The organism is Pseudomonas sp. NBRC 111123 (genome assembly GCF_001320205.1).
Taxonomy (GTDB): Bacteria; Pseudomonadota; Gammaproteobacteria; order Pseudomonadales; family Pseudomonadaceae; genus Aquipseudomonas; species Aquipseudomonas putida_J.
Genome location: NZ_BCAZ01000010.1, coordinates 55,545 through 77,377, shown reverse-complemented (window position 1 = coordinate 77,377; position 21,833 = coordinate 55,545). Strand labels below are relative to the sequence as shown.

Below are 21,833 nucleotides of genomic sequence, written 5' to 3'. Positions count from 1 at the left end.
AGGGGCGTTATCTTATATCAAACACATGGGGCAATGGGGCTGCTTTGCAGCCCTTTCGCGACACAAGGCCACTCCTGCAGAAGGATCGCGAATACCTGTAGGAGCGGCCTTGTGTCGCGAAAGGGGCGCAAAGCGCCCCCGGCGTTCTCAAGCCTGTTGCGCTTGGGCAGCCTTTTCAACGGGCTTGGGCAGCGACGACAGAAACGCCATCACCAACGCCGCCACATAAGGCAACGACTGCACCAGCAACATCGCCACCCAGAAGCGCATGTCCGAACTCGGCAGCCCCTGCACCAGGCAGATGCCGGCCGCCGCACCCCACAACAGCAACATGATGAACAGCTCTTCTCGCGCTTCGGAAATCGCCACCAGCAGCCCATGGCTGTCGGCATTCTTCGGTGTGCGGAAGAACGGCATGCTGCTGGTGAAGAACCCGTACAGCACCGCCTTGGCGATGGTGTGCGACAACGCAAGCCCTGCCAGTGCTGCGGCAAAGGCATCTTTGAGGTTCACCCCCACCGCGCGGCGGTAGAGGAAGATGATCTTGCCAACCTTGAAGAAGAACAGCGCCAGCGGCGGGATGGCGAAGATCATCAGCGGCGGGTCGACCCGGTGCGGCACGATGATCATCGCGGCCGACCACAACAGGGCGCCGACGGTGAAGAAGATGTTCATGCCGTCGGCGATCCATGGCAGCCAGCCGGCCAGGAAGTGATAGCGCTGGCCACGGGTCAGCTCGCTGTTCTTGCCGCGCAGCAGGGCACTGGCGTGGTGCTTGATGATCTGGATGGCGCCATAGGCCCAGCGGAACCGCTGCTTCTTGAAGTCGATGAAGGTGTCGGGCATCAGGCCCTTGCCATAGCTATTGTGGGCATAGGCGGCCGACAGGCCCTTCTCGAAGACGCGCAGGCCCAGTTCGGCATCTTCGCAGATGCACCATTCGGCCCAGCCCAGCGCTTCCAGCACGCTGCGCCGGGTCATGGTCATGGTGCCGTGCTGGATGATCGCATCACGGTCGTTGCGGGTGACCATGCCGATGTGGAAGAAGCCCTTGTATTCGCTGTAGCAGAGCTTCTTGAAGGCACTTTCGTTCTGGTCGCGGTAGTCCTGTGGCGACTGCACCACGGCAATCTTCGGGTCGGCGAAGTGCGGCACCATGTGCTTGAGCCAGTGGCGGTCGACGCAGTAGTCCGAGTCGATCACCGCGATCACTTCGGCGTCCTTGGCGGTGTGCGGGATCAGGTAGTTCAGGGCGCCGCCCTTGAAGCCGGCCAGGGGGGCCACGTGGAAGAACTTGAACCGCTCGCCGAGCTTTTCGCAGTGGGCCTTGAGCGGCTCCCACACGGCAGGGTCCTTGGTATTGTTGTCGATCACCAGCACTTCATAGTCCGGGTAATCCAGCGCAGCGAGGGCGTCGAGGGTCTGTTTGACCATCTCCGGTGGCTCGTTGTAGCACGGCACATGCACTGACACCTTGGGCCGGTAGGCACTGTCGCCCTGCACCGGCAGGAATTCGCGCCGGCGTTTGAGGGTCCACACCGCTTCGGCCAGTTCGTGGGCCTCGGTCATCAGTACGATGAACACACCCAGCGCGCCGAGCGCCAGCAGCACGCCGACGGTGAGGCTGAACCAGGTGCTGTATTGCTGGCTGTAGTCATAGGCGATCCACACCAGCACCGACCCGCACAGGAAGGTGATGAAGGTGAGGAAGGTGCGGCCGCGCTGGCGCAGGGCCGAGCCGTCGATCAGCAGCACGGCCAGGGCGATCATCGCCAGGACCACCGAGGCGACCGCCAGGGCGCGCCACTGCGGGATCGCCACCACCGGCCCCTCGAAGTTGAATTTTTGCTGGCGCTCGGCGTTGTAGACGCCCCAGTAGGCACCCACCGAGCCCTCGTCGTTGGCCTTCCAGGGCTGGTCGTAGGCCTCGATCACAAAGTAGTTGTAGCCGCGGCGGTTGAGGGTGTTGACCAACGTGCGCAGGTAGATGGCCTGGTCGGCCTGGGTGGCATCGGCGCCGCCGCGCATGCGGCCGTTGCTTGGCCAGCCGACTTCCGACAGCAGCAGCGGCTTGTGCGAGAACTGGTGGCGCAGTTCGCGGGCGCGGTCGAGGACGAACTGCACCGAGTCTTTCATCGGCACGAACTCCCAGTACGGCAGGATGTGTGCAGCGATCAAGTCTACGTGCTTGGCCAGTTCCGGGTGTTCCTTCCAGATATGCCACTGCTCGCTGGTGGTGACCGGCACCTTGACCGCGGCACGTACGCGATCGAGGTAGGCGATCAGCTCTTCAGGCGTGACTTCTTCGCGGAACAGCGCTTCGTTGCCGACCACCACCCGCACCACACTGCGAGAATGGTTGGCCAGCTCGATGCCTTTTTCGATTTCGCGCTCGTTGCGCTCCAGGTCTTTGCTGATCCAGATGCCCAAGGTCACCCGCAGGCCCAACTCTTCGGCCAACCGCGGGATCTCTGCCTGGGTGCCCTCGACGGTATAAATACGAATGTTGTCGGTGAGCTTGTTCATCTGCTCCAGGTCCTGACGTATCTCGTCATCGCTGGGGTATTGGCCTTTTTGCGGGCTCTCCCCGAGGCGGAACGGCGAGTACGAGAAGCCGGAAATCTGTTCCGGCCAGGCAGGTGCGGAGACCGGGCGATTGATCAGGGCCCAGAACCCGGTGAACAGCGCGGCGATGGCCAGGACCACCACCAGGTTGAGGCCGAATTTGCGTGATGACATTGTGGTCCGCTTCTGTCTAAGTCGTGGGACATTAAAGCAGTAATGGTAGGGTCTTTCCTAACGATGGAGGTCAAAGCGGCCACTGGCCTATAATGCGCGCCGTTTTTTGCGTCAGAGCCCAGGGGTATCGACATGAGCACAGAAGATCCACGCTTTGCCGGCGTTGTCCGGTTGTACGGCGACGAGGGCCTGCAGCGCCTGAGCAACGCCCATGTGGCGGTCGTCGGCATCGGCGGGGTCGGCTCGTGGGCGGCCGAAGCCCTGGCGCGCAGTGGCGTGGGTGAAATCAGCCTGTTCGACCTGGACGATGTCTGCGTCAGCAACACCAACCGCCAGGCCCATGCCTTGGAAGGCCAGGTGGGGCGGCCCAAGGTCGAGGTGATGGCCGAGCGTCTGCGGGCGATCAATCCGGCGATCACCGTGCACGCGGTGGCGGATTTCGTCACCCGTGAGACCATGGCCGAGTACATCACCGAGCAGATGGATGCGGTGGTCGACTGCATCGACAGCGTGATGGCCAAGGCCGCGCTGATCGCCTGGTGCCGGCGCCGCAAGATCGCCATCGTTACCACCGGTGGTGCGGGCGGGCAGATCGACCCGACACAGATCCAGGTCGGTGACCTCAACAAGACCTTCAACGACCCGTTGGCCTCACGGGTGCGCTCGACCCTGCGCCGGGACTACAACTTCTCGCGCAATACCAGCCGCAACTATGGCGTGCCGTGCGTGTTTTCCAGCGAGCAGCTGCGCTATCCCAAGGGTGATGGCAGCGTCTGCCTGCAGAAGAGTTTCGTCGGCGAAGGCGTGCGCCTGGACTGCGCGGGGGGCTTTGGTGCGGTAATGATGGTGACTGCGACCTTTGGCATGGTGGCGGCGAGCAAGGCGGTCGAGAAACTGGTGGCCGGGGCGCGACGGCCTTCGGAGCGGGTCAAGCCTGAGTAAGCATTCGCAGGACTACTCGGTCCTTGTAGGAGCGGCCTTGTGTCGCGATGGGGCGTGCAGCGGCCCCGGCAATTTTCGCGGCGTAGCTGAAAATGTGGGGCCGCTGCGCGCCCCATCGCGACACAAGGCCGCTCCTACAGGGAGCAGTGTAAGTCTTGGATTTAGCGGTTGGAGGCCAGCTCCGCCATCCGCAGCAATACCGCATGCAGCCCATTGCTGCGCGACGGCGACAGCTGGCGCTCAAGCCCCAACTGAGTGAACCACTCGCGTAAGTCCAGCCCGGCCAGCGCTTCACGGGTCAAACCCTGCACCCGCACCAGCAACAACGCCAGCAGCCCACGCAACAGGCGTGCATCGCTACTGGCCTTGAACTGCCACAGCCCATCGACGTGTTCGGCCACCAGCCACACCAGGCTTTCGCAGCCATGCACGCGATTGGCTTCGACTTTCTCCGCCTCGCTCAGTGGTTCCAGCCGATCGCCCCATTGCATCAACAGCCGCGCCCGCTGTTCCCAGCCACGAGCCAGCTCGAAGCTGGCCAATGCCTCCTGTGCCTGAACCGGCAAGCTCATCGCAACAACTCCAGGCCCTGATCAAGCGCCGCGAAAAACCGTTGCAGGTCGTCACTGTCGTTGTATAACCCCAGCGACACCCGAATCGCCCCTTCCAGCCCCAGTCCCTTCAGTAACGGCATGGCGCAGTGATGCCCGGCACGTACGGCAATACCTTGCTCGGTCAGCATATGGGCGATGTCGGCGTTGTGTACGCCGTCGATGACGAAGCTGGCCAGGGCCGCCTGAGGTGTGCCGAGGACGCGCACGCCCTCGCGGTCGGTCAGGCCGCGCAGCAGTTGCTGATGCAGGCTGGTTTCGTGGGCCTCGACAGCATGGCTATCCAGGCTAGCCAGGTAATCCAGCGTTGCGCCCAGCCCGATCACCGCGGCGATCGGCGGGGTACCCGCTTCGAAGCCCAAAGGTGCGGGGCGGAAGCTGGCACTCTGGTAATCCGCCATTTGCACCATTTCACCGCCAAACTGCCAGTGGCGCAGCAACTGCAGGGCCTGGCTACGGCCGTACAGCACCCCGACGCCTTCCGGCCCATACAGCTTGTGGCTCGAGAACACATAGAAGTCGCACCCCAACGCCTGTACATCATGGCGGCCATGGACCACGCCCTGGGCGCCATCGACCACGGTCAGTGCGCCTTGTGCTTGGGCATGGGCCAGCAGTGCAGGCAGCGGTTGCCAGGTGCCGAGCACGTTGGACAGCTGGCTGACGGCGAGCACGCGGGTGCGCGGCCCGATCAGCTGCAGCGCCTGCTCCAGGTCGATGCGGCCATGCTCGTCCAGCGGCAGTATCACCAGGCGCATGTCGCGGCGCCGGGCCAGTTGCTGCCATGGCAACAGGTTGGCGTGGTGCTCCAGCGCGCTGATTGCAATTTCGTCGCCCGCTTCGAAACGGTGTTCCAGGCCATAGGCCAACAGGTTAAGCGCCGATGTTGCGCCATGGGTGAAGATGACCTGCCGTGAGTTTTCGGCATTGAGCCAGGCGGCCACCTTGTCGCGGCTGGTCTCGAAGGCCTGGGTCGCGAGTGCGCCGGGCAGGTGCTGAGCGCGATGCACGTTGGCAGCGCCGTGGCCGTAATAATGGCTCAGGGCATCGAGCAACGCCTGGGGCTTCTGGGTGGTGGCGGCGCTGTCCAGGTAGGTCTGGTGCTGCCGTTGCAGGGCGGCGATAGCGGGGAAATCGGCGCGCCAGGGGGAGGGCTGGAACATGTTCGCGGGGCCTGGAATGAAAATCGGGTCTGGCGCATGCACGCCAGACCCGATCTTAACACTTCAAACCTTGGAAGGTTCTCAGTTGTGGGCGTGCAGCGCCTCGTTCAGCTCGATGGCCGACTTGTGGGTCTTGCATTCCACGGCGCCGTTCAGCGAGTTGCGGCGGAACAGCAGGTCGGTCTGGCCAGCCAGGTCACGAGCCTTGACCACTTTTACCAGCTCGTTGTTCTCGTCCAGCAGGTTCACCTTTGTGCCAGCGGTGATGTACAGGCCGGCTTCGACGGTATTGCGGTCGCCCAGCGGAATGCCGATACCGGCGTTGGCGCCGATCAGGCAGCCTTCGCCGACCTTGATGACGATGTTGCCGCCACCGGACAGGGTGCCCATGGTGGAGCAGCCGCCGCCCAGGTCCGAGCCCTTGCCGACGAATACGCCAGCGGACACGCGGCCTTCGATCATGCCCGGGCCTTCGGTGCCAGCGTTAAAGTTGACGAAGCCTTCGTGCATGATGGTGGTGCCTTCGCCGATGTAGGCGCCCAGGCGGACACGGGCGGTGTCGGCGATGCGCACGCCGGCCGGGACCACGTAGTCGGTCATTTTCGGGAACTTGTCTACCGAGAACACTTCCAGCAGCTCGCCCTTCAGGCGTGCTTCCAGTTGCAGTTCGGCCAGTTCGCTGAGGTCGACGGCACCCTGGTTGGTCCAGGCCACGTTCGGCAGCAGCGGGAAGATGCCGGCCAGGCTCAGGCCGTGCGGCTTGACCAGGCGGTGCGACAACAGGTGCAGCTTGAGGTAGGCCTCTGGGGTCGAGGCGAGCGCTGCGTCTTCGGCCAGCAGGGTGGCGACCAGCGGCTTGTGGCTTTCAGCCAGGCGGGTCAGCAGGGCAGCCTGAGCGGCATCGACGCCTTTCAAGGCTTCGGCCAGCTGGGCGGCCTGGGCGTTGCTGAAGGCGATGGCCTGGTTGCCACCTTCGTAGCCGAGGATCGGCGCTACCGCGGCAACCAGCTCGGCGCTCGGGTTGAGCAGGGGTTGTGCATAGAACACTTCCAGCCAGGTGCCCTGGCGGTTCTGGGAGCCGACACCGAAGGCCAGGCTGAACAGGGTATTGGACATGTGATTACCTCGTGCGAAATAGGGTGGGGGCTCAGGCCAGCGCGGCGGCGTACAGGTCGGGCTTGAAGCCGACCAGGGTGCGATCGCCCAGGTCGAGCACCGGGCGCTTGATCATCGACGGCTGGGCGTGCATCAGTTCGACGGCCTTGGCCTGGTCGAGGTCGGCCTTGCTGGCGTCGTCGAGCTTGCGGAAGGTGGTGCCGGCACGGTTGAGGATGACTTCCCAGCCGTGTTCGTCGCACCAGCGGTTGAGGCTGTCGCGGTCGATGCCTTGGGCCTTGTAGTCGTGGAATTCGTAGGCGATGGCTTTTTCTTCGAGCCAGGTACGCGCTTTTTTCATGGTGTCACAGGCTTTGATGCCGTAGAGCGTGTAGGTCATTGTGTACATTGAGGCCACAGGCTGCCCCAATCTCTCCATTTCCGAATGTCAGTCGCGGGATTATGCGGGAACGATTGTGTGAGCGCCACGGGGTGTGCATGTCTTGCGACTTTTGGTGCCTGTGAAACCGAGCGCCGCCCGCGCGGCGCATCGCGGATGAATCCGCTCCTACATCTGTTGCAACGTGCCGAACCTGTCACGCCATGGTTGCCAGCCCTGGCGCATGCCTTGAGCCCTACGAGCAGGGCTGACAACCATGGCCTCACTGGCATGGCCACGTTGCAACAGATGTAGGAGCGGATTCATCCGCGATGCGCCGCGCGGGCGGCGCTCGATCTCAGCACGTCAACAATCTCCCAGGCATGCCCCTTCAGCTTCTACAAGCTCAAACCCGGTAACCACTCCATGTATCATCGTGTTACATATTCATCCAGCACCTGCGACTATCGTGCAGCGGCCTCGTTTCACGATACCCCGCTAACATATTGTTTCAATGGCGATCTCTCGCCCCCGCTGTCGTTTTTGGTTCACAAAGGAAGCCTTCACGGATGCAGTCCGCCTACACCGTCCTCATCCTGCTGACGCTGGTAAGCCTGTCGAAACTGGTCGGGCGCTTGATCCCGTTGCCGCTGCCCTTGGTACAGATCGCCGCCGGTGCACTGCTGGCCTGGCCGACCCTGGGACTGCATGTGGCTCTGGACCCCGAGTTGTTCCTGTTCCTGTTCCTGCCGCCGCTGCTGTTCGCCGACGGCTGGCGCATTCCCAAGCGCGAGCTGTGGCGCATCCGTGGGCCCGTGGTGGCGTTGGCTGTGGGGCTGGTGCTTTTCACCGTGGTCGGCGCCGGTTACTTCATCCACTGGCTGCTGCCGAGTATCCCGCTGCCGGTGGCCTTCGCCCTGGCCGCCGTGCTGTCGCCCACCGACGCCGTGGCGGTGTCGGCCATTAGCCAGGATCGCCTGCCGACCCCGCTGATGCACATGCTGCAAGGCGAGGCGCTGATGAATGATGCCTCCGGCCTGGTGACGTTCAAGTTTGCATTGGCTGCGGCCATTACCGGGGCGTTTTCGCTGGCCGATGCCAGCTTCAGTTTCGTCCTGGTCGCCCTCGGCGGGCTGGCTGTGGGCGTTGCACTGAGCTGGCTGATTGGCCGCTTGCGCGCCTGGATGATCGCCCGTGGCTGGGATGACCCGGCGACCCACGTGGTATTCATGCTGCTGTTGCCGTTCGCCGCTTACGTGCTGGCCGAGCGTCTTGGTGTGTCGGGCATTCTCTCGGCAGTGGCCGCCGGCATGATGCAGAGCTGGCTCGACCTGTTGCCGCGCCAGACCAGCACCCGCCTGCTTAACCGCAGTGTCTGGTCGCTGCTGGAGTTCGCTTTCAACGGCCTGATCTTCCTGCTATTGGGCCTGCAGCTGCCAGACATCATCAAGGCTGTGGTCAGCCATGAGGCAACCGTGTGGCCAACCCTGGCTTGGCGCTGCCTGGATGTACTGGCGATTTTCGCTGCGTTGATTGTGCTGCGCTTTGTCTGGGTGCAGAGCATCTGGCGTGCGATTGGCATGGTGCGCCGCTGGCGCGGCAAGCCGGCGCTGGTGCTGATGCCCACCGCGCGTTCTTGCTGGCTGATGACGCTGGGTGGCGTGCGTGGGGCGGTGACCCTGGCGGGCGTGATGTCGATACCGCTGCTGATGGGCGCGGGCAAGGCCTTCCCCGAGCGTGACCTGCTGATCTTCATTGCGGCCGGTGTGATCCTGCTGTCGTTGATCAGTGCCTGTATTGCCTTGCCGCTGTTGCTGCGCGGGGTCACCAAGAGCCCGGACGAGCGGCTGCATCAGGAAGTGCAGGAAGCTTGGCGACGTACGGCCGAGGCGGCGATCCACGCGCTGGAGGCTGAAGAAGTGATCGACACCAGTGCGCCTCAGGATGCGGCTCAGGCCACCTTGGCCACGGAGCTCAAGGCGCGATTGATGGCCGAGTATCGGGATGAGCTGGACAGCTACAACGATACGGCCGAGGCAAGGGCACTGGCCGAACAGATGGACTTGCTGGAGCGGCGCTTGCGCTTGCGCGCGCTGCGGGCGCAGCGGCTGGAGCTTTATAACCTGCATCGCCAGCATCTGGTTGGGGATGAGGTGGTCAGGCAGGTGTTGGGTGAGCTGGATCTGAGTGAAGCCAACCTGGGGCAGGTCAGATAGACCGCTGGGGCTGCTTTGCAGCCCTTTCGCGACACAAGGCCGCTCCTGCAGGAAACTGCGATCATCTGTAGGAGCGGCCTTGTGTCGCGAAAGGGGCGCAAAGCGCCCCCAGATTCAATCAGCGACTCTGCAGGAAGGCGCGAATCCTCTCGGCGGCTTCGATGCACTCGGCCAGCGGCGCAACCAGCGCCATGCGCACCCGGCCGGCCCCCGGGTTGACGCCGTCGACTTCACGCGACAGGTACGACCCTGGCACCACGGTCACATGCTGGGCTTCGAACAGGTCGCGGGTGAACGCGGCATCGCAGCCTGGCACCTTGGCCCACAGGTAGAAGCTGCCATCCGGACGTTGCACATCCATCACTGGCTGCAGGATATCCAGCACGGCATCGTACTTGGCGCGGTACTGGTCACGGTTTTCGCGCACGTGTGCTTCGTCCTGCCAGGCGGCGATGCTGGCCAACTGGGTCTGCACGGGCATGGCGCAGCCGTGATAGGTGCGGTACAGCAGGAACGGCTTGATGATCGATGCATCACCGGCGACGAAGCCCGAACGCAGGCCTGGCAGGTTGGAGCGCTTGGACAGGCTGTGGAACACCACGCACCGTTTGAAATCGCTGCGGCCCAGTTCGGCGCAGGCGCTCAGCAGGCCCGGAGGGGGTGCGTCTTCGTCGAAGTACAGCTCGCTGTAGCACTCGTCGGCGGCGATCACGAAGTCGTGCTCGTCAGCCAGGGCAATCAGCTTCTTCAGGGTGTCCATCGGCACCAGCGCACCGGTCGGGTTGCCTGGCGAGCACAGGAACAGGATCTGGCAACGCTTCCAGACGTCGGCCGGCACGGCATCGAAGTCCGGGTTGAAGCCGTTGTCTTCCAGGCATGCCAGGTAGTGCGGGGTGGCACCGGCCAGCAGGGCTGCGCCTTCGTAGATCTGGTAGAACGGGTTGGGGCTGACCACCAGGCCGTCATCGGCGCGGTTGACTACGGCCTGGGTGAAGGCAAACAGCGCCTCACGGGTACCATTGACCGGCAGGATGTGGCGGTCGGCATCCAGCCAGCCGGCCGGCACGCCGAAGCGGCGCTCGCACCATTGGCCGATGGCCTGGCGCAGGGCTGGCAGGCCGATGGTGCTCGGGTACACCGCCAGCTTGTCGAGGTTGTCGGCCATGGCCTGGGCGACGAACGCCGGCGATTCGTGCTTTGGCTCACCGATCGACAGGGCGATGGCGCGTTTGTCCGCCGCTGGCTTCACAGTGCCCAGCAGGGCGCGCAGTTTCTCGAACGGGTAGGGCTGAAGCTGGGTCAAGGCATGGTTCATCGGCGCAAGGTCTCGTCAATCGTCTAATCGTTAAAAAATCACGCGGGTCGGGCTGGCATCGCTGGCCTGGCCGGCCTGCAGTTGCTGCACGATGGCTTCCTGCAGGCGGCTGCACAGCTGCGGGTCGGACAGCGGCTGGTTGTCGGCATCGGTAATGAAGAACACATCCTCCACCCGCTCGCCGAGGGTGGCGATCTTGGCGTTCTGCAGCGACAGGTCGAACTCCAGGAAGATCCGCCCGATCCGCGCCAACAGGCCGGGGCGGTCCGGTGCGGTGATCTCGAGGATGGTCACCGGGCGCTGGGCGTCGTTGAGGATGGTCACCTGCGGCGGGAAGTTGAAGTGCTTGAGCTGGCGCGGCACCCGGCGCTGGATGATGGTGGGGTAATCCTCGGGGTTGCGCAGCGCTTCGGTCAGGCCGTCGCGGATCTGCTTGACCCGCTGCGGGTTGTCGCCGATAGAGCCGCCGTCGTTGTCGAGCACGATATAGGTGTCGAGGGTGAACTGGCTGCTCGAAGTGATGATCCGCGCATCATGGATGTTCAGGTTCAGCTGCGACATGGCGGCCACGGTCACGGCGAAGAAGTCGTGCTGGTCGGGCGCGTAGATGAAGATCTGCGTGCCGCCTTCGAATTCGCGCTGGGTGGTTTCCTTGATCAGCACCAGCGGCCCGCCATCTGCCGGTTGCTGGAGGATGGCGTCACTGTGCCAGGCCACGTCGGCGGCGTTGTGCTTGAGGAAGTAGTCATCGCCCAGTTGCGACCACAGCTGCTCGACGTCGTCCGGGTCGGTGCCCTCGCGCACGAGGATGTCCAGTGCGGCCGATTGGGTCTGGCGGATCTGCTCCTCACGGTCCAGGGGGTTTTCCAGGCCGCGGCGCAGGGCACGCTTGGTCTCGGTGTAGAGCTGGCGCAACAGGCTGGCGCGCCAGGAGTTCCACAGGCTGGGGTTTGTGGCATTGATGTCGGCCACGGTCAGTACGTAGAGGTAGTCCAGGCGCGTTTCGTCGCCCACGTGCAGGGCGAAATCGTTGATCACCTGCGGGTCGGACAGGTCCTTGCGCTGCGCCGTGGTCGACATCACCAGGTGGTTCTGCACCAGCCAGACGATCAGCCGGCTGTCCCAGGCGGGAAGCTGATGGCGTTCGCAGAACTTCTGCGCATCCACCGCGCCGATCTCGGAGTGGTCGCCCTGGCGGCCCTTCCCGATATCGTGGTACAGGCCGGCCAGGTAGATCAGCTCGGGCTTGGGCAGGCGGCCCATGAGTTTGCTGGCCAGCGGGAATTTCTCGGACACCGGCGTGTACTGCAGCTTGCGCAGGTGTTTGATGAGGTTGAGGGTGTGCGCATCGACCGTGTAGATGTGGAAGAGGTCGTGCTGCATCTGCCCGACGATCAGGCCGAACTCCGGCAGGTAGCGGCCAAGGATGCCGTACCGGTTCATCCGCCGCAGGTTGCGGTGGATGCCGATCTCGCACTTGAACAGTTCGATAAACAGGCTGGTGTTGCGGATATCGTTGCGGAAGGTGTCGTCGATCAGGTGCCGGTGCTCGCGCAGCAGGCGCACGGTGTCGGCGCGCACGCCCTTGATCTCCGGGTGCTGGGCCATCAGCACGAAGATCTCCAGCATGGCGAACGGGGTGCGCTTGAACACGTTCGGGTTGACCGCTTCGATATAACCATCGTGCAGGCGGAAGCGTGCGTTAAGCGGCTGGGTGGTGCCGCTGTCGTCATCGGCGAGGATGACTTCTTCGAAGTGCTGGATGATCAGGTCGCACAACTGGCTGATGCTCATCACCACCCGGTAGTACTGCTGCATGAACTGTTCGATGGCCCGCTTGGGGTTGTCGTCGCTGTAACCAAGCAGCGCGGCGATACTGCGCTGGTGATCGAACAGCAGGCGGTCCTCGGCGCGCCCGGCGAGCATGTGCAGGGCATAGCGCACCTTCCACAGGAAGTCCTGGGACGAGGCCAGCAGTTCGTTCTCGCTTTCCAGCAAAAAGCCTTCGCCGGCCAGGGCGTGCAAGTTCAGGGTGCCGTATTGGCGGCGGGCCACCCAGAGCACCGTCTGGATGTCGCGCAGGCCACCGGGCGAGCCTTTGACATTGGGCTCGAGGTTGTACTCGGTGTCGTTGTACTTGTGGTGGCGGGCCTTGAGTTCGGCGCGCTTGGCCAGGAAGAACTCCTTGCTCGGCCACATGTAGGTGGTGCTGGTCACCTCGAGCATGCGCTGGCGCAGGTCTTCGGGGCCGGCAATGGTGCGGCTTTCCATCAGGTTGGTGATCACCGTCAGGTCGGCGCGGGCCTGTTCGGCGCATTCGCCGACGGTACGCACGCTTTGGCCGACTTCCAGGCCGATGTCCCAGAGCAGGGTGAGGAAGCGCTCGATGGCCTCGCGGTACTGCTCGTGCTCGGCGGCGCCGAGCAGGATCAGCAGGTCGATGTCCGAATGCGGGTGCAGTTCACCGCGGCCATAGCCGCCAACCGCGACCAGGGCGATACCACTGGGGTCGCCCCAGTCGAACTGGTTCCAGGCCTGTTGCAGGATATTGTCGACAAGCCAGGCGCGGGCTTCGATCAGCGGGCGGATTTCGCCACCCGTGCGAAAACGCTTGTCGAGCACCTCGCCGGCCTGGCGGATGGCTTTCTTGAAGGCGGCAATGGGGCTCGCCTTGAGGGCCAGTTCCGCCTGGAACTGGCCGCGGTCGAACAGCTCGGGATCCACCTGGGGCATCGCGTCGCGTTCCTGTCTGGAGGGTTGCCTTGGGTGCAATCAGGCCGAGGTGCGCGGGATGGTGTCGTCCTTGCGCAGGGTGAAGATCTCGTAACCGGTGGCCGTGACCACCAAGGTGTGTTCCCACTGGGCCGAGAGCTTGCGGTCCTTGGTGATGGCGGTCCAGCCATCGCCCAGCACCTTGGTGTCGGCCTTGCCCTGGTTGATCATCGGCTCGATGGTGAAGGTCATGCCCTCTTTGAGCTCCATGCCGGTGCCTGCGCGGCCGTAGTGGAGGATCTGCGGCTCTTCATGGAACACCTTGCCGATGCCATGGCCACAGAACTCGCGCACCACCGAGAAACCGTTCTTCTCGGCGTGCTTCTGGATCACTTCACCGATATCGCCCAGGCGGCAGCCCGGCTTGACCAGCTCGATGGCCTTGTACATGCATTCCTGGGTGACCTTGGACAGGCGCTCGGCCCAGACCGGTACGGTACCGACGTGGAACATGCGGCTGGTATCGCCGTGGTAGCCGTCCTTGATCACGGTGACATCGATGTTGAGCGTGTCACCGTCCTTGAGCGGCTTGTCGTTGGGGATGCCGTGGCAGACCACATGGTTGATCGAGGTGCAGATCGACTTCGGGTAGCCCTTGTAGTTGAGGGGCGCCGGGATGGCCTGCTGGACGTTGACGATGTAGTCGTGACACAGGCGGTCGAGCTCTTCGGTGGTGACACCGGGCTTGACGTGTTCTTCGATCATTTCCAGCACCTCGGCGGCCAGGCGGCCGGCGATGCGCATCTTCTCGATGTCTTCTGCAGTCTTGATGGTGACGGTCATTACAGGCTCTCTACGGCGCCGCAGGCGGCGCGAACAAACGGGAAAGGCCGGATTCTAGCAGAGCAGGGCGGCCTTCTGTCGGGATAAAGGCGGCCATGCTGCGGTCTATAGAAGGCATTCTGGCCTGTTTGCCGGGGTGCTGCAAAAACTGCTGACGGACGCGACTTTAACCGGGTTCCGTTCGCTCGCGGTCTGTGGTATAAAATGCGCCGCTTTCGGGGTCGACCCCGTCAGCGCCAAACCCACACACGTGTCGACACGATGACCTGGGTGCCCCGAGTCGAATGATTCGCGGGTTGGTCATTGGGATACGTGGAGGCCCAACCCGACTTATCAAGGAACTATCATGTCCCAAGTCAACATGCGCGATATGCTGAAGGCCGGTGTGCACTTCGGCCACCAGACCCGTTACTGGAACCCGAAAATGGGCAAGTACATTTTCGGCGCGCGTAACAAGATCCACATCATCAACCTGGAAAAAACCCTGCCGATGTTCAACGACGCTCTGTCGTTCGTAGAGCGCCTGGCTCAGGGCAAGAACAAGATCCTGTTCGTCGGCACCAAGCGTTCCGCCGGCAAGATCGTTGCCGAGCAAGCTGCTCGTGCAGGTTCGCCATACGTTGACCACCGTTGGTTGGGCGGCATGCTGACCAACTACAAGACCATCCGTGCTTCGATCAAGCGTCTGCGCGACCTGGAAACCCAGGCCGAAGATGGCACCTTCGCCAAGCTGACCAAGAAAGAAGCCCTGATGCGTTCGCGCGATCTGGAAAAGCTGGACCGCAGCCTGGGTGGTATCAAGGACATGGGCGGCCTGCCTGATGCCCTGTTCGTGATCGACGTTGACCACGAGCGCATTGCTATCACCGAAGCCAACAAGCTGGGCATCCCGGTTATCGGCGTTGTCGATACCAACAGCAGCCCAGAAGGCGTTGACTTCGTTATCCCAGGTAACGATGACGCCATCCGCGCTATCGAGCTGTACATGACTTCGATGGCTGACGCCGTCATCCGCGGCCGCAACAACGTTGCCGGCGGCACTGAAGTCTACGCTGAAGAAGCGGCTGCACCTGCTGCTGAGTAATAGGCGCTAGCGTCTACTTGGCACGCGAAAAGGGGGCTCTGCCCCCTTTTTGCCACCTTGAAATCCTGCTGTCAGCAACGGCCCCGCATGATGGGCGAGCTGATATAAAGGCAGCGATTTGCAGAATTTAACGCCCGTGAAAAGCGGGTGGAATGGTTGAAAAACTTTCCAAGAGGATTTTTAAATGGCAGCAATTACTGCAGCGCTGGTCAAAGAACTGCGCGAGCGTACCGGCGAAGGCATGATGGATTGCAAGAAGGCCCTGGAAAAGGCCGACGGCGACATCGAAAAAGCCATTGACGACATGCGTGCCTCGGGCGCCATCAAGGCCGCCAAAAAGGCTGGCAACGTGGCTGCTGAAGGCGCCATCGCCGTCAAGACCGACGGCAAAGCCGCCGTCCTGCTGGAAGTGAACTCGCAGACCGACTTCCTGGCCCTGCAAGACGACTTCAAGAACTTCGTGGCCGAAAGCCTGGAAGAAGCCTTCGCTCAGAAGCTGACCGACGCGGCTCCCCTGATCGCCTCGCGTGAAGCTGCTCGTGAAGCCCTGGTTGCCAAGTGCGGCGAAAACGTCAACATCCGTCGCCTGGTACGCGTTGAAGGTGACGTTGTCGGTGCTTACCTGCACGGCAACAAGATCGGCGCTGCCGTTGTCCTGAAGGGCGGCGACATCGAGCTGGCCAAGAACATCGCCATGCACGTTGCAGCTTCGAACCCAGAGTTCCTGGATTCGTCGGAAATCTCCGCCGAGGCCATCGAGCGCGAGAAGAACGTCTTCCTGCAGCTGAACGCCGACAAGATCGCCGGCAAGCCGGAAAACATCGTTGAGAACATGATCAACGGTCGTATCACCAAGTTCAAAGCCGAAGCCTCGCTGAAAGAGCAAGCGTTCGTCATGAACCCGGAAGTCAAAGTTGGCGAGCTGGCCAAGAAAGCTGGCGCTGAAATCGTTTCCTTCACCTACTTCAAGGTTGGCGAAGGCATCGAGAAGCCGGTCGACGACTTCGCTGCTGAAGTTGCCGCTCAGGTAGCAGCTGCCAAGCAGTAAGACAGCCCCGTCTGTCGCCCCAAAGAGGCTGCCCGCTCACGCGCGCAGCCTCTTTGTCAAAGCGGGAGCGGTTTACGAGACCGTTGCTCGCTGACGCAGTCGCTGCGTCTCGTTAGAGTTACATGCAGGCTCAACAAGCCCGCCAGAATTTTTTACAAACGCCGCAGGAGAGATTCGCAATGGCTCAGCAGGGCAGTGGTCATCAGGCTCGCTATAAACGCATTCTACTCAAACTTAGCGGCGAGGCCCTGATGGGCTCGGAAGAGTTCGGGATCGACCCCAAGGTCCTGGATCGCATGGCGCTGGAAGTCGGCCAACTGGTCGGCATTGGTGTTCAGGTCGGTCTGGTGATCGGCGGTGGCAACCTGTTCCGTGGTGCGGCGCTCAGTGCAGCCGGCATGGATCGCGTCACCGGCGACCACATGGGCATGCTGGCGACCGTAATGAACGGCCTGGCCATGCGTGACGCGCTGGAGCGGGCGAACATCACCGCCATTGTCATGTCGGCTATTTCCATGGTTGGCGTGACCGATCACTATGATCGCCGCAAGGCCATGCGCCATCTGAACGCCAAGGAAGTTGTAATTTTCGCTGCCGGTACCGGCAACCCGTTCTTCACCACCGACTCCGCCGCCTGCCTGCGCGCCATCGAAATCGATGCCGACGTGGTATTGAAGGCAACCAAGGTCGATGGTGTATACACTGCAGATCCATTCAAGGACCCGCATGCCGAGAAGTTCGATCATCTGACCTACGATGAAGTGCTGGATCGCAAGCTGGGTGTGATGGATCTGACGGCAATCTGTCTGTGCCGCGACCACAAGATGCCGCTGCGCGTCTTCAATATGAACAAGCCCGGCGCCCTGCTGAACATCGTGCACGGCGGCGCGGAAGGAACCCTGATCGAGGAAGTTCAAAAATGATCAACGATATCAAGAAAGACGCCCAGGACCGCATGGGCAAGTCCCTCGAAGCCCTGGCTCGCAACCTGGCTGCCATCCGCACCGGTCGCGCTCACCCAAGCATCCTGGATACCGTCAGGGTCACTGCCTGGGGCAGCGAGATGCCGCTCAACCAGGTGGCCGCGATCACCGTCGAAGATGCCCGTACCCTGAAGATCGTCGCTCACGACAAGAACCTCAGCGCGGCCATCGAGAAGGCCATCCTGACCTCCGACCTGGGCCTGAACCCGTCCAGCGCCGGTACCACCATCCGTGTGCCGATGCCGGCCCTGACCGAAGAGACCCGTAAGGGCTACACCAAGCAGGCCAGCGGCGTTGCCGAGGATGCCAAGGTGGCCGTGCGCAACGTGCGCCGCGATGCCCTGGGTGACCTGAAGAAGCTGACCAAGGACAAGGAAATCAGCGAAGACGAAGAGCGTCGCGCCGCTGATGAAATCCAGAAGCTGACCGACAAGTTCATTGCTGAAGTCGATGCTGCTTACAAAGCCAAGGAAAAGGACCTGATGGCCGTTTAAGGCCGAGGTTTTTTAATGGAAAAGTCCAAGTTGGCGGCACCGTCCTCGGTGCCGCGTCATGTCGCGATCATCATGGATGGCAACAACCGCTGGGCGAAGAAGCGCTTGTTGCCCGGCGTCGCCGGGCACAAGGCTGGCGTCGATGCGGTGCGCGCAGTCATCGAGGTGTGTGCCGAGTCCGGGGTCGAAGTGCTGACCCTGTTCGCGTTCTCCAGCGAGAACTGGCAGCGCCCGGCCGAAGAGGTCGGTGCGTTGATGGAGTTGTTCTTCTCAGCCTTGCGTCGTGAGGCCCGGCGTCTCAACGAGAACAACATCAGCCTGCGCATCATCGGTGACCGTTCGCGTTTTCACCCAGAGCTGCAGGCTGCCATGCGCGAGGCTGAAGCGCTTACCGCGGGCAGCAATCGCTTTATCCTGCAGATCGCCGCCAACTACGGTGGACAGTGGGATATCGCCCAGGCTGCCCAGCGTCTGGCGCGTGAGGTGCAGGCCGGCCATCTGCGTCCGGACGATATCACCCCAGGCTTGTTGCAGACCTGCCTGGCCACAGGCGAGCTGCCGTTGCCCGACCTGTGTATCCGCACCGGTGGCGAGCATCGCATCAGCAACTTCCTGCTGTGGCAGCTGGCTTATGCCGAACTGTACTTCTCCGACCTCTACTGGCCGGATTTCAAACACGAGGCCATGCGCAAAGCCCTGGCCGATTTCGCTTCGCGCCAGCGCCGCTTCGGTAAGACCAGCGAGCAGGTCGAGGCTGGAGCTCGTGCTTAATGCTTAAACAACGCATCATTACTGCGCTGATCCTGTTGCCGGTCGCGCTGGGTGGTTTTTTCCTGCTCAACGGCGGGGACTTCGCCCTGTTCATCGGCTTCGTGGTGACCCTCGGTGCCTGGGAGTGGGCGCGTCTGGCCGGGCTCGTAGCCCAGCCTCTGCGCATCGCCTACGCCGCTGTAGTCGCCGGGGCGCTGATGCTGCTCCACCTCATGCCGGACCTGGCGCCCTGGGTGCTCGGGGCTTCGGTCATCTGGTGGGGGCTGGCCACCTGGCTCGTGCTGACCTATCCACGCAGCAGCGAGCTGTGGGCCAGCGCAGCCTGCAAACTGCTGATCGGCCTGCTGATCTTGTTGCCGGCCTGGCAAGGGCTGATCCTGCTCAAGCACTGGCAGCTGGGTAACTGGCTGATCCTGTCGGTCATGGTGCTGGTCTGGGCCGCTGATATCGGTGCCTATTTCTCCGGGCGTGCCTTCGGCAAGCGCAAGCTGGCGCCGCAGGTAAGCCCAGGCAAGAGCTGGGAAGGCGTGTACGGCGGCCTGGCGGTCAGCCTGGTGATCACCCTGGTGGTCGGCATCAGCCGTGACTGGGGTTTCGGTCAGCTTCTGCTGGGGCTGCTGGGCGCCGCGTTGGTGGTCATGTCGTCGGTGATCGGTGATCTGACCGAAAGCATGTTCAAGCGACGTGCCGGCATCAAGGACAGCAGCAACCTGCTGCCTGGCCATGGTGGCGTGCTTGACCGCATCGACAGCCTGACGGCAGCAATCCCGATCTTTGCCGTGCTGCTGTGGGCTGCAGAATGGGGTGTGATGTGAGTGGCGTGCAGCGCATTACCGTCCTGGGTGCTACTGGCTCGATCGGCCTCAGCACCCTCGATGTGATTGCACGGCACCCCGAGCGCTACCAGGTTTTCGCCCTGAGCGGCTATTCGCGCATCGACGAGCTGTTGGCCCTGTGCGTTCAACACCGCCCGGTCTATGCCGTGGTGCCCAATGGTGAAGCCGCCGCGCGCCTGCGTGATGGCCTGGCTGGCGCTGGCTGCGTTACCCAGGTACTGGAAGGGGAGGCGGGCCTCTGTGAGGTGGCAGCAGCCCCCGAAGTGGATGCGGTGATGGCGGCCATTGTCGGCGCTGCCGGTCTGCGCCCTACCTTGGCTGCGGTCGAGGCGGGCAAGAAAGTATTGTTGGCCAACAAGGAAGCGTTGGTGATGTCCGGCGCACTGTTCATGGAAGCTGTGCGTCGCAGTGGCGCCGTGCTGTTGCCGATCGACAGCGAGCATAATGCGATCTTCCAGTGCCTGCCTGGCGATTATGCCCGTGGCCTGAGCCAGGTCGGCGTGCGCCGCATCCTGCTGACTGCCTCGGGTGGGCCGTTCCGCGAAACGCCTCAGGCAGCCTTGGTCGATGTCACGCCGGAACAGGCTTGTGCTCACCCCAACTGGTCCATGGGCCGGAAGATTTCGGTGGACTCGGCCAGCATGATGAATAAGGGCCTGGAGCTGATCGAGGCCTGCTGGCTGTTCGACGCAGCACCGGCCAAGGTCGAAGTGGTGGTGCATCCGCAAAGCGTGATCCATTCGCTGGTCGACTACGTCGATGGTTCGGTGCTGGCCCAGCTGGGCAACCCGGACATGCGCACCCCGATCGCCAACGCCCTGGCCTGGCCAGAGCGCATCGATTCCGGGGTTGCCCCGCTGGACCTGTTCGCCATCGCACGCCTGGACTTCCAGGCGCCAGACGAACAGCGCTTCCCCTGCCTGCGCCTTGCGCGCGCGGCGGCCGAGGCCGGAAACAGTGCACCTGCGGTGCTCAATGCGGCCAACGAGGTCGCGGTCGAGGCATTTCTCCAGCGGCGTATCCGCTTCCCGGAGATCGCGGGTATGATCGAACAAGTGCTAGATCAGGAACCTGTGGTACCGCTGCTGTCGCTGGAAGCGGTGTTCGCTGCCGACCAGCGCGCCCGCGAGCTGGCTCGTGAGTGGCTGAGGCGTCACGGCCGTTGAGGCTGGTCGCTCTTCCAGGGTTCTGCTGAACGTCATTCGGAGATAGATATGACTGCGCTCTACATGATTGTCGGCACCCTGGTGGCCCTGGGTGTGTTGGTCACGTTCCACGAATTCGGCCACTTCTGGGTTGCCCGGCGCTGCGGAGTCAAGGTGCTGCGCTTCTCCGTCGGCTTCGGTACGCCGCTGCTGCGTTGGCATGACCGCCAAGGCACCGAGTTCGTGGTGGCGGCGATCCCGCTGGGCGGCTACGTCAAGATGCTCGACGAGCGTGAGGGGGAAGTTCCTCCTGCGCTCGCACACCAGTCTTTCAATCGCAAGTCGGTGCGTCAGCGCATCGCGATCGTGGCTGCTGGTCCCATTGCCAACTTCCTCCTGGCCATCGTCTTCTTCTGGCTGTTGGCCATGCTCGGCACCCAGCAGGTCCGCCCGGTAATCGGCGCGGTCGAATCTGGGAGCCTGGCAGCGTCCGCAGGCCTGGCCGCTGGTCAGGAAATTGTATCTATCGATGGCAAGGCGACCAATGGCTGGTCGGCCGTCAATCTGCAGCTTGTTCGACGCCTGGGCGAGAGTGGCACGCTGCAGGTAGGGGTGCGCGACGAAGGCGCCAGTGCCGAGCGCCAGCTGCAGGTGAAGCTGGACCATTGGCTCAAGGGGGCCGACGAGCCGGACCCAATCCAGTCCCTGGGCCTGCGCCCATGGCGGCCGGCGGTTGCGCCGGTACTGGCCGAGATCGATCCGAAAGGCCCGGCCGCTGCCGCTGGTCTGAAGGCTGGCGACAAGTTGCTTGCGCTCGACGGCGCGGCACTGAGTGATTGGCAGCAGGTGGTGGACAGCGTTCGCGCTCGTCCGGACGCCCCCGTGGTGCTGCGCGTCGAGCGCGATGGCGCGGCCCTGGATGTGCCGGTGACACTGGCTCATAAAGGCGAAGGCAAGGCTGCCGGTGGTTATCTCGGGGCGGGTGTGAAGGGCGCCGAATGGCCCGCGAGCATGCTCCGCGAAGTCAGCTATGGGCCGCTGGATGCCGTTGGCGAGGGCCTCTCGCGTACTTGGAACATGAGTGTCCTGACCCTCGAGTCGCTGAAGAAAATGCTGTTCGGGGAGCTCTCGGTAAAAAACTTGAGCGGACCGATAACCATTGCTAAAGTGGCGGGCGCTTCAGCCCAGTCCGGCGTGGGGGATTTCCTGAATTTCCTGGCCTACCTGAGCATAAGCCTGGGGGTTCTTAACCTGCTGCCCATTCCGGTACTGGATGGGGGGCATTTGCTGTTTTACCTCGTCGAGTGGGCGCGCGGTCGTCCGCTGTCGGAACGGGTGCAAGGTTGGGGGATCCAGATCGGTATCAGTTTGGTCGTAGGGGTGATGTTGCTCGCCCTGATCAACGATCTGGGTCGACTTTAAAAGATTCGCTCAATTGCGAACCTGCCGCCTTCATG

General features: G+C 62.9%; 18 protein-coding genes. 10 read left to right on the top strand and 8 right to left on the bottom strand.

The window, feature by feature from the left end:
• Positions 1 to 147: 147 nt before the first annotated feature.
• A complete protein-coding gene (locus APH27_RS07915; RefSeq protein WP_060484496.1) occupies positions 148 to 2,739 on the bottom strand; it encodes a glycosyltransferase in 2,592 nt (863 codons plus the stop codon).
• Positions 2,740 to 2,871: 132 nt separating this feature from the next.
• Between APH27_RS07915 and tcdA the strand changes: the two genes are divergently transcribed.
• A complete protein-coding gene (tcdA, locus tag APH27_RS07910) occupies positions 2,872 to 3,681 on the top strand; it encodes a tRNA cyclic N6-threonylcarbamoyladenosine(37) synthase TcdA (protein ID WP_060484495.1) in 810 nt (269 codons plus the stop codon).
• A gap of 161 nt (positions 3,682 to 3,842) precedes the next feature.
• Here tcdA and APH27_RS07905 read toward each other — a convergent pair whose 3' ends face one another.
• The 4 genes from APH27_RS07905 to APH27_RS07890 form a co-directional block, all read right to left on the bottom strand.
• The gene (locus APH27_RS07905) at positions 3,843 to 4,253 is read right to left on the bottom strand and encodes a SufE family protein (RefSeq protein WP_060484494.1); all 411 of its coding nucleotides are present in this window, start codon (positions 4,251 to 4,253) and stop codon (positions 3,843 to 3,845) included.
• Positions 4,250 to 5,455 (bottom strand): cysteine desulfurase, encoded by a 1,206-nt coding sequence (locus tag APH27_RS07900; RefSeq protein ID WP_060484493.1) that lies wholly within the window; start codon positions 5,453 to 5,455, stop codon positions 4,250 to 4,252. The genes APH27_RS07905 and APH27_RS07900 overlap by 4 nt, the downstream gene beginning before the upstream one ends.
• An 81-nt stretch (positions 5,456 to 5,536) precedes the next feature.
• Entirely contained in the window at positions 5,537 to 6,571 is a 1,035-nt protein-coding gene (dapD, locus tag APH27_RS07895; RefSeq protein WP_027920042.1) for a 2,3,4,5-tetrahydropyridine-2,6-dicarboxylate N-succinyltransferase, read from the bottom strand.
• Between the two features lie 31 nt (positions 6,572 to 6,602).
• Complete coding sequence (locus APH27_RS07890; protein WP_027920041.1) at positions 6,603 to 6,950, bottom strand: ArsC family reductase; 348 nt, start codon at positions 6,948 to 6,950, stop codon at positions 6,603 to 6,605.
• A gap of 548 nt (positions 6,951 to 7,498) precedes the next feature.
• Here APH27_RS07890 and APH27_RS07885 point away from each other — a divergent pair.
• Positions 7,499 to 9,145, top strand: coding sequence for a Na+/H+ antiporter (locus APH27_RS07885; protein WP_027920040.1), 1,647 nt, complete (start codon positions 7,499 to 7,501; stop codon positions 9,143 to 9,145).
• A 118-nt stretch (positions 9,146 to 9,263) separates the two neighbouring features.
• Here the strand turns inward: APH27_RS07885 and dapC are convergent, their stop codons facing one another.
• From dapC to map, 3 genes are read right to left on the bottom strand one after another with little or no spacing between them, the layout of a single operon-like run.
• Complete coding sequence (gene dapC, locus APH27_RS07880) at positions 9,264 to 10,460, bottom strand: succinyldiaminopimelate transaminase (protein WP_060484492.1); 1,197 nt, start codon at positions 10,458 to 10,460, stop codon at positions 9,264 to 9,266.
• 30 nt (positions 10,461 to 10,490) lie between these two features.
• Positions 10,491 to 13,193 (bottom strand): [protein-PII] uridylyltransferase, encoded by a 2,703-nt coding sequence (locus APH27_RS07875; protein ID WP_027920038.1) that lies wholly within the window; start codon positions 13,191 to 13,193, stop codon positions 10,491 to 10,493.
• Positions 13,194 to 13,232: 39 nt separating this feature from the next.
• On the bottom strand, positions 13,233 to 14,015 hold the full coding sequence (gene map / locus APH27_RS07870; protein WP_004375406.1) for a type I methionyl aminopeptidase: 783 nt from the start codon (positions 14,013 to 14,015) through the stop codon (positions 13,233 to 13,235).
• Between the two features lie 346 nt (positions 14,016 to 14,361).
• Here map and rpsB point away from each other — a divergent pair, with 346 nt between their 5' ends.
• From rpsB to rseP, 8 genes are all read left to right on the top strand, one after another.
• Positions 14,362 to 15,099 (top strand): 30S ribosomal protein S2, encoded by a 738-nt coding sequence (gene rpsB, locus APH27_RS07865; RefSeq protein WP_027920037.1) that lies wholly within the window; start codon positions 14,362 to 14,364, stop codon positions 15,097 to 15,099.
• 184 nt (positions 15,100 to 15,283) lie between these two features.
• Positions 15,284 to 16,147, top strand: a complete 864-nt coding sequence (gene tsf / locus APH27_RS07860) for a translation elongation factor Ts (protein WP_027920036.1) — start codon at positions 15,284 to 15,286, stop codon at positions 16,145 to 16,147.
• Between the two features lie 179 nt (positions 16,148 to 16,326).
• On the top strand, positions 16,327 to 17,070 hold the full coding sequence (pyrH, locus tag APH27_RS07855; protein ID WP_027920035.1) for a UMP kinase: 744 nt from the start codon (positions 16,327 to 16,329) through the stop codon (positions 17,068 to 17,070).
• A complete protein-coding gene (gene frr, locus APH27_RS07850) occupies positions 17,067 to 17,624 on the top strand; it encodes a ribosome recycling factor (RefSeq protein WP_027920034.1) in 558 nt (185 codons plus the stop codon). Before pyrH ends, frr begins: the two co-directional genes overlap by 4 nt.
• A gap of 15 nt (positions 17,625 to 17,639) precedes the next feature.
• Positions 17,640 to 18,395, top strand: a complete 756-nt coding sequence (uppS, locus tag APH27_RS07845; RefSeq protein ID WP_027920033.1) for a polyprenyl diphosphate synthase — start codon at positions 17,640 to 17,642, stop codon at positions 18,393 to 18,395.
• Complete coding sequence (locus tag APH27_RS07840) at positions 18,395 to 19,210, top strand: phosphatidate cytidylyltransferase (protein ID WP_060484491.1); 816 nt, start codon at positions 18,395 to 18,397, stop codon at positions 19,208 to 19,210. Before uppS ends, APH27_RS07840 begins: the two co-directional genes overlap by 1 nt.
• Entirely contained in the window at positions 19,207 to 20,397 is a 1,191-nt protein-coding gene (ispC, locus tag APH27_RS07835) for a 1-deoxy-D-xylulose-5-phosphate reductoisomerase (RefSeq protein ID WP_027920031.1), read from the top strand. The genes APH27_RS07840 and ispC overlap by 4 nt, the downstream gene beginning before the upstream one ends.
• A 48-nt stretch (positions 20,398 to 20,445) precedes the next feature.
• The gene (gene rseP / locus APH27_RS07830) at positions 20,446 to 21,798 is read left to right on the top strand and encodes a sigma E protease regulator RseP (RefSeq protein ID WP_060484490.1); all 1,353 of its coding nucleotides are present in this window, start codon (positions 20,446 to 20,448) and stop codon (positions 21,796 to 21,798) included.
• The last annotated feature ends 35 nt before the right edge of the window (positions 21,799 to 21,833 follow it).

Excerpts from the sequence above, each read along its gene's own strand:
- APH27_RS07915 (WP_060484496.1), bottom strand. The coding sequence starts at position 2,739 with ATGTCATCACGCAAATTCGGCCTCAACCTGGTGGTGGTCCTGGCCATC.
- tcdA (WP_060484495.1), top strand. The coding sequence starts at position 2,872 with ATGAGCACAGAAGATCCACGCTTTGCCGGCGTTGTCCGGTTGTACGGC.
- APH27_RS07905 (WP_060484494.1), bottom strand. The coding sequence starts at position 4,253 with ATGAGCTTGCCGGTTCAGGCACAGGAGGCATTGGCCAGCTTCGAGCTG.
- APH27_RS07900 (WP_060484493.1), bottom strand. The coding sequence starts at position 5,455 with ATGTTCCAGCCCTCCCCCTGGCGCGCCGATTTCCCCGCTATCGCCGCC.
- dapD (WP_027920042.1), bottom strand. The coding sequence starts at position 6,571 with ATGTCCAATACCCTGTTCAGCCTGGCCTTCGGTGTCGGCTCCCAGAAC.
- APH27_RS07890 (WP_027920041.1), bottom strand. The coding sequence starts at position 6,950 with ATGACCTACACGCTCTACGGCATCAAAGCCTGTGACACCATGAAAAAA.
- APH27_RS07885 (WP_027920040.1), top strand. The coding sequence starts at position 7,499 with ATGCAGTCCGCCTACACCGTCCTCATCCTGCTGACGCTGGTAAGCCTG.
- dapC (WP_060484492.1), bottom strand. The coding sequence starts at position 10,460 with ATGAACCATGCCTTGACCCAGCTTCAGCCCTACCCGTTCGAGAAACTG.
- APH27_RS07875 (WP_027920038.1), bottom strand. The coding sequence starts at position 13,193 with ATGCCCCAGGTGGATCCCGAGCTGTTCGACCGCGGCCAGTTCCAGGCG.
- map (WP_004375406.1), bottom strand. The coding sequence starts at position 14,015 with ATGACCGTCACCATCAAGACTGCAGAAGACATCGAGAAGATGCGCATC.
- rpsB (WP_027920037.1), top strand. The coding sequence starts at position 14,362 with ATGTCCCAAGTCAACATGCGCGATATGCTGAAGGCCGGTGTGCACTTC.
- tsf (WP_027920036.1), top strand. The coding sequence starts at position 15,284 with ATGGCAGCAATTACTGCAGCGCTGGTCAAAGAACTGCGCGAGCGTACC.
- pyrH (WP_027920035.1), top strand. The coding sequence starts at position 16,327 with ATGGCTCAGCAGGGCAGTGGTCATCAGGCTCGCTATAAACGCATTCTA.
- frr (WP_027920034.1), top strand. The coding sequence starts at position 17,067 with ATGATCAACGATATCAAGAAAGACGCCCAGGACCGCATGGGCAAGTCC.
- uppS (WP_027920033.1), top strand. The coding sequence starts at position 17,640 with ATGGAAAAGTCCAAGTTGGCGGCACCGTCCTCGGTGCCGCGTCATGTC.
- APH27_RS07840 (WP_060484491.1), top strand. The coding sequence starts at position 18,395 with ATGCTTAAACAACGCATCATTACTGCGCTGATCCTGTTGCCGGTCGCG.
- rseP (WP_060484490.1), top strand. The coding sequence starts at position 20,446 with ATGACTGCGCTCTACATGATTGTCGGCACCCTGGTGGCCCTGGGTGTG.